This is a genomic window from bacterium (assembly GCA_030647005.1).
In the GTDB taxonomy this organism is placed as follows: domain Bacteria; phylum Patescibacteriota; class Patescibacteriia; order JACPHY01; family JACPHY01; genus JAUSKG01.
On the sequence record JAUSKG010000003.1, the window covers coordinates 1 to 10,295 of the forward strand.

8 protein-coding genes are annotated in these 10,295 nt (G+C 60.6%); 5 read left to right on the forward strand and 3 right to left on the reverse strand.

Translation table 11 applies throughout. The features are described 5' to 3' along the window. Nucleotides 1–595 precede the first annotated feature (595 nt). Together Q7S96_00220 and Q7S96_00225 are read right to left on the reverse strand one after the other, a co-directional pair. Nucleotides 596–1,732, reverse strand: coding sequence for a hypothetical protein (locus Q7S96_00220; protein ID MDO8462686.1), 1,137 nt, complete (start codon nucleotides 1,730–1,732; stop codon nucleotides 596–598). Between the two features lie 186 nt (nucleotides 1,733–1,918). Continuing rightward, nucleotides 1,919–2,407 (reverse strand): sigma-70 family RNA polymerase sigma factor, encoded by a 489-nt coding sequence (locus Q7S96_00225; GenBank protein MDO8462687.1) that lies wholly within the window; start codon nucleotides 2,405–2,407, stop codon nucleotides 1,919–1,921. 673 nt (nucleotides 2,408–3,080) lie between these two features. Between Q7S96_00225 and Q7S96_00230 the strand changes: the two genes are divergently transcribed. After that, entirely contained in the window at nucleotides 3,081–3,245 is a 165-nt protein-coding gene (locus Q7S96_00230) for a hypothetical protein (GenBank protein MDO8462688.1), read from the forward strand. Between the two features lie 43 nt (nucleotides 3,246–3,288). Here Q7S96_00230 and Q7S96_00235 read toward each other — a convergent pair whose 3' ends face one another. After that, nucleotides 3,289–3,861 carry a hypothetical protein gene (locus Q7S96_00235; protein ID MDO8462689.1) on the reverse strand — a complete coding sequence of 191 codons (573 nt, stop codon included), beginning with the start codon at nucleotides 3,859–3,861 and terminating at the stop codon, nucleotides 3,289–3,291. A gap of 346 nt (nucleotides 3,862–4,207) precedes the next feature. On the opposite strand from Q7S96_00235, the gene Q7S96_00240 reads away from it, so the two are divergent. The 4 genes from Q7S96_00240 (at nucleotide 4,208) to Q7S96_00255 (ending at nucleotide 10,071) form a co-directional block, all read left to right on the forward strand. Further along, complete coding sequence (locus Q7S96_00240; protein ID MDO8462690.1) at nucleotides 4,208–5,929, forward strand: peptide ABC transporter substrate-binding protein; 1,722 nt, start codon at nucleotides 4,208–4,210, stop codon at nucleotides 5,927–5,929. A gap of 68 nt (nucleotides 5,930–5,997) precedes the next feature. Beyond that, complete coding sequence (locus Q7S96_00245; protein MDO8462691.1) at nucleotides 5,998–8,067, forward strand: ABC transporter permease subunit; 2,070 nt, start codon at nucleotides 5,998–6,000, stop codon at nucleotides 8,065–8,067. Continuing rightward, nucleotides 8,067–9,050 (forward strand): ABC transporter ATP-binding protein, encoded by a 984-nt coding sequence (locus Q7S96_00250; GenBank protein MDO8462692.1) that lies wholly within the window; start codon nucleotides 8,067–8,069, stop codon nucleotides 9,048–9,050. The genes Q7S96_00245 and Q7S96_00250 overlap by 1 nt, the downstream gene beginning before the upstream one ends. A 7-nt stretch (nucleotides 9,051–9,057) precedes the next feature. Beyond that, nucleotides 9,058–10,071, forward strand: coding sequence for an ATP-binding cassette domain-containing protein (locus Q7S96_00255; protein MDO8462693.1), 1,014 nt, complete (start codon nucleotides 9,058–9,060; stop codon nucleotides 10,069–10,071). The last annotated feature ends 224 nt before the right edge of the window (nucleotides 10,072–10,295 follow it).

Genomic DNA, 10,295 nt, shown 5'->3' on the forward strand with positions numbered 1-10,295 from the left:
TCAACCAGTGCACCGTGGATCCCGCCGTGGTGTTTGGGGATGATGCGGCGGCGCAGACGTGCGCGTGCGAGGGATGCCAGGAGTGCTGCTGCTTCACGGTGAGTGGATTTACGGAGTGCTATTGGCCGTGTTGGTGAGGAGAACCGCCCCGATGGTTGGGGCGGTTTTTGCTTGGGAGATTTGGGCTTTTTTGACATCCACGCAGCGCGGAGTATACTGGGTAGTAGGTAGTGGTGGAGTAATTTTCGTGAAGAGGAGGATGTCATGGGATTTTTTGCATTTCTCGGTCGGCTCCTTGAACCAAGTCCCAGGTGGGTGTGTGATCCGAACGGGAAACGCAGACCACATTTGGCGCCGGAGACGGTGGAGTATCTTCGGAAGAAAGGTGCCAAAGCTCGGGGCAAGAAAAGCGGCTCCACCTTCCCTGGGGTCAACTCGGACGATGACTAGCGAGAAGTGGGAGTGGTACGCGAGTTGTACCCTGTCTCACACAACGCCCACCCCGGCAACGCGGGTGGGCTTTCCTGTGCGTGGTGGGCGGAAACAAAACGGTGTCCGGCCCGACCATCGGGGCCAGACACTGTTTTTCTTTCGACTAGGACCGTGCGCGGAATTTGCGGATGAACGTGAGGATCGCGAGGACGCCGAGGAGCGTCGCAAGCCAGTACATGGTGAGGTATGTGCGAACCATGCCCGTGTACGTGATCTGCTGTAGGGTGATGGTTCCGCGTACGGTCGCGACAGTATTACGGATGTCTTGCTGCGCGGTACCGTTTTGGTCCAGCGTTGCTTGGTAATCAGCGATGTTCCGTTCGAGTTCGGCACGCTGGCGCATGAAGTCCTTGCGAACAGATGCGATGCGGATATCGAGGGTGCGCTCTTCCTGCTCGAGTGCGGTGATGCGCTCCTGCTTGGCTACGATGGCGGCGGTGGTTGTGGGTGCGCTGTCGCGTGCGTCGGTGAGCGCGGCGCGCACGGTGCGGAGTTGGGCGGTGAGCGATGCGACGGTGTGCTCGCTCGTGGTGGTGATTTCATCGAGTTGCTGCGTGAGCTCGGTGATCTGCGAGGTGATGGACTGCTCGCGCTGCTCCAATCCCTGCTGCTGTGGTAGGAGGTTTTCCGCATGGAATGATTCCGTGAGGAACGGTGTGCGTACCATGCCGCGCAGCTCATCACGGAGCGCGGGGAGTTCGTCCTCCGGCAGCGCGAAGGATACGGAGCCGTACCGCTCGTTGAGCGAGAGCTGATCAATGCGTCCGCCATGTCCGCGGATGATCGTCTGCACGCGCTGTCCATCTTCCTGTACACGGCGCGTCCGCATCGTGGCGCGGTAATCCGTGCGGAGCAGTTCTCGATCATCCACGATGGGTGCCTTGTCCGGCGGACGCGGGATGGGTTCGAACTCGCTGTATGGCGCTTGGCTCCAATGCTCCGTTGATAGTTCGGGTCCCGCGATGCCGAGGCCGAGTGCGCTGTCGCTTGTACGAACGCCATTCGTATCCGCTTGATACGTCGCGACGTAGCTCGTCCTCGACACCACGAGCAGCGCGATCACTGCGGTGCCCGCGAGCGCGAGCGGGAGGAAGGGGAGTCGCAGAGGTGCTGTCACCCGTGCTCGCTTCGCGCTTGGCCGAACATGTTGCAGTGCCGCCGCTTTGAGCGCATCGTTGCGCTCCGGTGCTCGCCGCTGTGATGCGCCCCATCGTTTGAGTCGGTCGTGAAAGTTGGTCATACTCATTCAGCTATGAGCGTGCAGAAATGTATTCCCCTTTCGTCATTGCGAGGAGTCCCGAGGCAAGCTCGGGATGCCGGCTTGCTTCCATCTTGCAACGTCGGCATCCGCGACGTGGCAATCCCGCGCAATCAAGTGGAGAGATTGCCACGCCCTCACGGTCTCGGGCTCGCAATGACATTATTTCTAAACGGAGAGTTTCCGTGCTCGCTTCAAGGTACGATGGATGCGCACGCTCGTCGCGGTGACGGAAATGCCGAGTACGCGCGCGATGTCTTGCACTGCGAGATCGGCAATGTAGCGCAGGCGCAAGAGCTCGCGATCATCATCGGAGAGGTACGCAAGGATGCGCTCGACCTCCAGTGCATCGTCTGGCGTGGTCGTCGGTGCTGGCAGATGCTCGGCGCGTTCAAGGTCTACCTCGCGTCCCGATTTTCGCCAGTGCTGTCGGCACTCGTTCCGCGCAATCGTGAACAGGTACGCGCCAAACCCGTGCCCGCGTTCCTCGTAGCGGTCAATCGTCGCGATTGCCTTCATCCACGTCTGCTGGAGGAGATCATCCGCGAGCGTGCGGTCATGGACGGCGTTCATCAAGTAGCCGTACAGCTTGGGCGTGTACGAATCCCAGAGTGCCGCGACGCGTTCCTGCGCGTCATTGTTGATGGTGGTATCCATGCGTGTCTCTTAGGGAGAATGCGCCAGCACCATTTATCTTACATGGTGCTGCACGATACATCAATCATCTGCATTGGACCAATACAGGATCTGTACTAGCTCAAAAAAATGCCGTCTGGAGCATACTACGCGCGCGCAGTATGTTCCAGACGGATGGCTGGCGCATGTGTGGTGAGGTGATTCATTGTAGGCAAACGTGTGTCTTCGGCTTGCTGCTCCTCCCCATGTAGTACCGGACCCACCCCGCCGTCATTCTCTGAAGGAGCTGTGTTGTTTGTTGTACCGATCCGCTGCACGTGTGGGAATCGGTAAGAGGATTGGTCCGTATGCTCTCGATGACGTAGTCGCTGAGCACGAGCTCGAGCGAGCGTTGGTCGTAGCTGCCGCGCGTTCGCTTCCAGGTGTAGGACGCGATTCTCCCTGAGAGGAAAAATAAAAATCGATCATTGTGAATTTTTGTTTTTGCGTAATCGTTGTACTCTCTGTACGAACGAATCCACTGCAACAGCGTAGCGTCAGGATCGAGCACGATAACTAGCACGTATTGCTCCCACCCAAACACAGGGGGATTTGTTTGAGTTCGTAGTACCATCCGCCACGGCACCTCTTGAAAGTTGTCCAAGACATCGACCTCATTTGACATGTAAGGCAGTGTGTCTTTGGTGGGATCGATGTGCAGAACGGTGTTGAGCAGACGCGCCTGCAGGAGGTTGTCTCTGATCGCGGGTTCCAGTTCAGCGATGTGCGCCATGAACTCCAGCATTGCGGGTACGGACTCATGTCGCTCCGTGGATTGGAAGTCGTCCAGCCCTGTCTGGTGCTGTGCTGCTGTCAGTGACGCGGTGCCTAGGATGGCAGTCAGTGCGCCTGCGAATATTCGTCTAGACATGACGGATTTCCCCCAGCACCGACGCGAGCGCCGCCCGTCCTGCATCGGAATCATGGCAGATGGTATGGAACTGACCGTGACGAGCACAACGTGTGAGTACCAGATGATCATCTTGCGTGTACACGGTGAGATCACCATTGTTTTGCATGGTCGCGTACCCACGGAATGCGCCATCGGCAAACTCCATGGTGCCAGATTCCAGGATGATGAGCCGTCCCTTTCCGGGGAGCACGATGCCGTCGTTGCGGAGGAAGTCAAGTGCCATCGCGCGAATGCGCAGGATTTTTCCGGGAATGTTTGCTGTGGGATCAACGGAGACACGAACGACGATGGGCTGTTCCGGTGTCTGTTGGTTTTCCCATTCCGAAAGAGCATACGCGGCATGGGGAGATGCGGAGCTTCCCGGCTGCGGGGCAATCGTCCCTCGAAACGCCGCGTGGAGATCGTGAGCAACACGCTCGACGGCCTTTACGACGACGGCAACCGCGAGGAGACCCAATATGAGCGGCGCGACGGATTCAGCCACGCTATACCCGACGATGTGGAAGACGATTCCAGGGTACATTGCAGCAACGGATGCCGGCCGCAAGATTAAAGCTCCGGGAACGCCGAGTACCAGCGCTCTCGTGAATGCTCTGCGCGACAGATCCCCTGAGTTGTCAGACATGTTTCACCTCGATTGTGAATGACCTGTGGCAAATATACCGCAGGTGCATCGTCCTGTAAAGGACAGCATGGAGAGCGTTGGGAGCGAAATTGGTTGGACATCATTCTCGTCCTGGTTGACAGTGCCCATGTCCGTGGTAGGATCGTGGCAGTCCCATTTTTGGGGCAGATTCCTGCCCTTTCACAACAGAATCCAAAAACCTCAAAAGAGACGCGAAAGCATCAGAAGAAAAGGAGATCGAGTCATGTCGAATGAAGGAAAACAGCATTCATGGGCAGGTATCATCTTTCCGGTAGGCCTCGCGCTCATAGCGATATTCGGGTTCGATCTCTGGCCCAGCTGCCCGAGCAAGGACGGAGACGGCACAGTAGCGATCGCCCCGGAAGGCACCGAGCAGACGGTCGCGGTGTCGGCGACCACGCTCTACGGCGGCGCGACGCGCAACATCACGGATGGCGCGTTTCACTTTCCGCTCGGCGGACAGCCGAAGAGCTGCGACCCGCACAAGATTGATTCCATGATCGAGTTCGGCGTCGCCATGAACACGTGCGAGGGGCTCCTCACATGGGGTCCGAAGGGACCCGCGGATGTTCGCAATGGCGTCGCCGAATCGTACGATGTCTCGCCGGACGGCAAGACATACACGTTCCACCTGCGCATTGCGGGGTGGTCGAACAAGGATGCCGTCATCGCGGGCGACTTTGTCTGGTCGTGGGAGCGCGCGAAGGACCCGGCGAGGGGTGGAACGTACTCGTTCCTGTTCGAGGAAGCGAAGATCGCGACGCTCGCGGCGCCGGATGAACGAACGTTCGTTGTCACGCTCACCGAGCCGAACGGCGTGTTCCTGAACGTCGTACCGTTCCAGACGTTCTGCCCGGTGCACTCCGCGACGGTCACGCAGTTCGAGGACGCGTGGTGCCAGCCCGAGCACTTTGTTGGGAACGGCCCGTACATGCCGACCGAAGCGAAGCTCGACGACCACATCACCCTCACGAAGAACCCGAACTACTGGGACGCAGCGAACGTCGAGATCGAGACGGCCATCGCGCACGCGTGGACGGACGCCCAGGTCGCGATCGACTGCTACAAGAAGGGGATGTGCGACTGGACCGGCGTCAGCGCCGCCATCCCGTCGGCGGAGCTCGACACGATCCGCGACCCGAAGGATCGGAGCCGGTTCATGGTGAGCGATGTCATCCAGTACGCGCGAAATGCGAACGGGTACATCGCCATCAACACAAAGCGGCCGGGATTTGACAATGTCCTCGTTCGTCGTGCGTTCGACCTCGCGATTGACCGCGTGCAGCTCGAGCAGTTCATCACCCGGTCGGGTAACGTGCCGTCGAGGAACTTCATCCCCGATGGGCTCGCTGGGTACGCGCCACGGCGCGATCCGGTGGATGCCGACTGCACGAAGGCGAAGGAGCTCCTCGCGCAAGCGGGGTACCCCAACGGCGAGGGCTTCCCGACGTACGAGTTCCTCTACCGGACGAACTCGCCGGTCGAGCAGGATGCGGCGAACGCAATCGCGAACATGTGGAAACAGTGCCTGGGCATCTCGGTGACGTTGAGCGGCATGCCGATGAAGCTCTGGCGTCCCAAGGTTCTCGGGCGTGACCCCAAGCTAACTGGGCCGAAGACGTACGACATCACGATGGACGGCTGGCAGGGCGACTACGCGCACCCGCACACGTTCGCGGCACTCTTGCAGTGCGGGAACGCGCAGAACGACAGCGACTTCTGTGATACGCGGTACGATACGGCGATCGCCGAGGGCCTCGTCGCTCACGACCTCGTGGCCATGCAGGCCGCGTACCGACGCGCCGAAGACGTCCTGGCGGCCGAGATGCCGGTGCTCCCGCTGTCGTTCAGCCCGCGCATCCACGCGGTGCGACCGGAGTGGACCGGCATTGAACCGAACGCCGCAGTGAATCACCCGCTGAAGTTCATCCGACGAGTGCAGTAGCGAGCAGTCCAATACACGCGGTCCGATGTACATCGGACCGCGTTCCCACACCAAAAGGAGTGTCACGAATGGGACTCTACCTCATCCGACGCCTCGGGTGGCTCGTTGCCACCTTCGCGTTCATTATCGTGCTCGTGTTCGGCATGGTGAAGGCGACAGGCGTTGACCCATGTCTCCGTGAGAAGGCGACGCAGGCGTACATTGACGCGTGCCACGAAAAGAATGGCTATGACAAGCCGGTGATCGTGCAGCTTGGACGCTATCTCACGCGCATCGCGCATCTCGATTTCGGGGATAGCGTGCAGCACGAGGGGAGGACGGTCGTCCAGGTCCTCCGCGAGGGGCTCCCGCACACCGCGGCAATCGTGTCGCTCGCGGTGGCACTCGCCATCCTTTTTGGGACGGCGCTCGGTGTCATGGCAGCGATCCGGCAGAATACGCCGACGGACTACGTGTGTTCCGGAATTGCGATGATTGGCATCGCGGTGCCCGAGCTCGTCGTGGGGCCGCTCCTCATCATTGGTATCGCGATGCAATGGTCCTGGTGGCCACGCGCGGACCTCAAGGAGGCGTTGAGCTACGTGCTCCCCGTCCTCACACTCGCGCTCCCGATGACCGCAGCGATCGCACGGCTCGCACGGAGCGGTATGCTCGATGTTCTCAATCAGGATTTCATCCGCACCGCGCGTGCGAAGGGCATACCGGAGCAGCGGATCATTATCCGTCATGCACTCCGCGTCGGACTCACCCCCGTCATCACGCTCCTGGGCCCACTCATCGCCGGAGCGTTCGCCGGTGGATCGTTCGTGGTCGAGAAGCTCTTCGCCATCTCGGGGATGGGTAACAAATTCGTCGAAGCGGCAGCAAACGATCCCATTGATGTTAACCTCATCATGCTCACGACGATGTGCATTGCGACGCTCATCCTCATCGCGAACGTCCTTGTTGACCTCGCGTACGCCGCACTTACCCCACGCATCCGCGACGCGATCGAGTCAACGGAGCGTGGCACGTGGCGTCAGACGCTTGGGACGATCGTATGTCTCGGACTCGCGGTTACCGTCATGATGGTGGTGACACGAACGGCAGCCACGATCGACGCTCCGATAAGCGTCGCGATGAAGCGGTTCACCGAATGGTTCCCACACCTCGGGCTTGTTGCCGCGGTGGCGTGGGGTGCCTTCGGCGCGACCGTTTTCCGCGCATACCGGCGCGCGCGCCGTGAACCGAGTGGCACGAGTGCATTCGGGCGTGCGTGGAAAAACTTCGCGCACCATCGCCTCGCGGTCGTCTCGGCGAGCACGCTCTTCGTAATCGTGTTCGTGTGTCTCCTGGGACCGTGGGTGCTCAAGATGACGTTTGGCTTCGTGTACGACGCGGGAAATATTCAAGAGGTCTCGCTCGCACCGCCGTTCGCCGCCTGGTTCGGCTACCACGATTTCATTCCCGGCCGTGAGCTCATGTGGAGCCACATCCTTGGAACTGACGGGAATGGACGCGACATCCTCGTACGTGTGCTGGTCGGCGGGTGTACATCACTCGCCGTCGGCATCACCGCGCTCGTGATTAGCGCGATCATCGGAACGATGTACGGGACGATCGCAGCGTACGCGGGTGGGCGGATTGATCAGATCCTCATGCGGTTTGTTGACCTCTGCTACAGCGTGCCGTACATCATCCTGGTCATCCTCTTCGTCGCATTTCTTGGGAAGAGCATGCTGCTCCTCTTCGTGGCGATCGGCTGCGTCTCCTGGCTCACGCTCGCACGCATTACGCGTGGCGAAGTGCTGAAGATCATGCAACGCGATCATGTGATCGCCGCGCGTGCGATGGGTGCATCGTGGTGGCGCATCGTAGCACGCCACTGCATCCCGAACGCGATTGGCCCCATCACGACGTACGCGATGCGACTCGTCGCAGTCCTTATTCTTGAGGAAGCGTTCCTCTCGTTCCTTGGTGTCGGGATTCAAGATCCGATGGCGAGATGGGGCAACATCATCCAGGCGTGGAACAAAGCGCATCTGCACTGGTGGTACCTGAGCGCGTGTGTTGCACTTACCACGACGCTCTGCTGCCTGAACTTCCTCGGTGACGGACTTCGGGACGCGTTCGACGTGGAACTGAAAGGAGTACAGTAATGGTGCTCGAGATTGATAACCTTCGCGTGGCGATACGAACCGATAGAAAAACGGAGGACGGTCATCCCGTCTTCGTCTATCCGGTTGATGGCATCCACCTCGCGATCGCGCGAGGGCAGACGCTCTGCCTCGTCGGTGAAAGCGGCTGCGGGAAGAGTATGACCGCGCTCGCGATCATGGGACTTCTGCCCCTCAACGCGCGCGCGAAGGGTTCCGTGCGATTCCACGGCACCGATCTCCTCACGGAAAAAGCGGATGCGGTTCGGAAGCTCCGTGGCGACCGTGTTGCGATGATCTTCCAGGAACCGATGACCGCGCTCCACCCGTCGCAGACGATTGGCGACCAGCTCGCCGAGGTCTGCATCGTACACGAGCGGATGGGACGCGTTGCCGCTCGAGCAGTTGCGCTGCAGCGGCTCCAGGATGTCCACATGCCGGACCCGAAGGACGTGCTCCACAAGTACGCCCACCAGCTCTCCGGTGGCCAGTGCCAGCGCGTGCTCATCGCGATGGCACTCATGGGTCACCCGGAGCTCCTCATCGCGGATGAACCGACAACTGCGCTTGACGTTTGCGTCCAGGCACAAGTCCTCGATCTTCTCCGTGAGCTCCAAGCCAAGCACGGACTCGCCATCCTCCTCATCACGCATGACATGGGCATCGTCGCGAAGGTCGCAGATGACGTCGCGGTCATGTACGCGGGGCGGATCGTCGAACGCGCGCCCGTTGCGGAGCTATTCCGAGATCCGAAGCATCCGTACACGACGGGCCTCCTCGCATCGGTTCCGGAACTTGGCAATTGCGATCGCCCGCTGACGGGCATTGATGGTCATCCACCGCGGCTCGAGGATCTCGTGGAGTTGTCCGGCTGCCGATTCGCAGAGCGATGTACCGCGGCGTGGATGGACTCCACGCGGTGTGTCGGCACCTATCCCCCAACCAAGGAATTGGCGCCCGGCCGGGCGTACAATTGCATTCAGTGAGGTGATCATGGCATCGTTCATTACCACGACCGATCTCGCGGTACACTACCCCATGCGTCGCGGGCTCTTCAGTCGCGTCCATGACATCACCCGCGCGGTCAATGGCGTTTCACTCGCCATCATCGCAGGGGAAACGCTGGGTCTCGTCGGCGAGAGTGGCTGCGGAAAGTCCACGCTCATCCGCACGCTCCTTCGCCTCATCCCACCAACGGGTGGACGCGTCGCCTACCACGATGCGGACATCGCGGAGCTCTCCGGAGATGACCTCGCGACATTCCGTCGGGACGTTGCGGTTATCTTCCAAGACCCCAACGGATCGTTAAATCCGCGGATGACGATCAGCGAGATTATCGCGGAACCGCTCCGCATTCACCGCTGCATCGGCGAACGGTCGGTGCGAACGGATGCGGACGTTGATGCCCGTGTCGTCGAGGTCATGGGATGGGTCGCGCTCGACGCAACACTGCGCACGCGATACCCGCACGAGTGTTCCGGCGGACAGAAACAGCGCATCGCGATCGCGCGTGCGCTCGTCCTCGAGCCAAAGTTCCTCATCTGCGACGAGCCGACGAGCGCGCTCGATGTCTCCGTCCAGGCACAGGTTCTCGAGCTCATCCGCGCGCTCAAGGCGCGACTCGATCTCACGATTCTGTTCGTTTCACACGCGCTTGCTGTCATCGAGCGCATTGCGGATCGCGTCGCGGTGATGTACCTCGGACAGATCATCGAGATCGGAACGACCGCGCAGGTCATCGGCAACCCGCAGCATCCGTACACGCGGGCGCTCCTGGCGGCGGCACCGGTCCCGGACCCGGTGCGTGAACGGAGTCGAACGCGTATCGTGCTCACGGGCGATGTGCCGAGTCCCAAGGATCGGCCTTCCGGCTGCGCGTTCCATCCACGCTGTCCGCTCCATCAGCAGCTCGAGGGATCGAGCGTGGCGACGTGCAAGACCGTCGCACCGCTCTTGCGATCGCTCGCGTCCAGCCAGCGCGTGGCGTGCCACCACGTCATCGAGTAGTGCTTTCGTCAGACATGAAGCGCCACCCAGGAATTCCTGGGTGGCGTTACCTTTGTGAACGACATGGCTCACGCGCACACGCCCTCCTCACCAACACGGCCAATAGCACTCCGTAAATCCACTCACCGTGAAGCAGCAGCACTCCTGGCATCCCTCGCACGCGCACGTCTGCGCCGCCGCATCATCCCCAAACACCACGGCGGGATCCACGGTGCACTGGTTGA

Excerpts from the sequence above, each read along its gene's own strand:
- Q7S96_00220 (MDO8462686.1), bottom strand. The coding sequence starts at position 1,732 with ATGACCAACTTTCACGACCGACTCAAACGATGGGGCGCATCACAGCGG.
- Q7S96_00225 (MDO8462687.1), bottom strand. The coding sequence starts at position 2,407 with ATGGATACCACCATCAACAATGACGCGCAGGAACGCGTCGCGGCACTC.
- Q7S96_00235 (MDO8462689.1), bottom strand. The coding sequence starts at position 3,861 with ATGTACCCTGGAATCGTCTTCCACATCGTCGGGTATAGCGTGGCTGAA.
- Q7S96_00240 (MDO8462690.1), top strand. The coding sequence starts at position 4,208 with ATGTCGAATGAAGGAAAACAGCATTCATGGGCAGGTATCATCTTTCCG.
- Q7S96_00245 (MDO8462691.1), top strand. The coding sequence starts at position 5,998 with ATGGGACTCTACCTCATCCGACGCCTCGGGTGGCTCGTTGCCACCTTC.
- Q7S96_00250 (MDO8462692.1), top strand. The coding sequence starts at position 8,067 with ATGGTGCTCGAGATTGATAACCTTCGCGTGGCGATACGAACCGATAGA.
- Q7S96_00255 (MDO8462693.1), top strand. The coding sequence starts at position 9,058 with ATGGCATCGTTCATTACCACGACCGATCTCGCGGTACACTACCCCATG.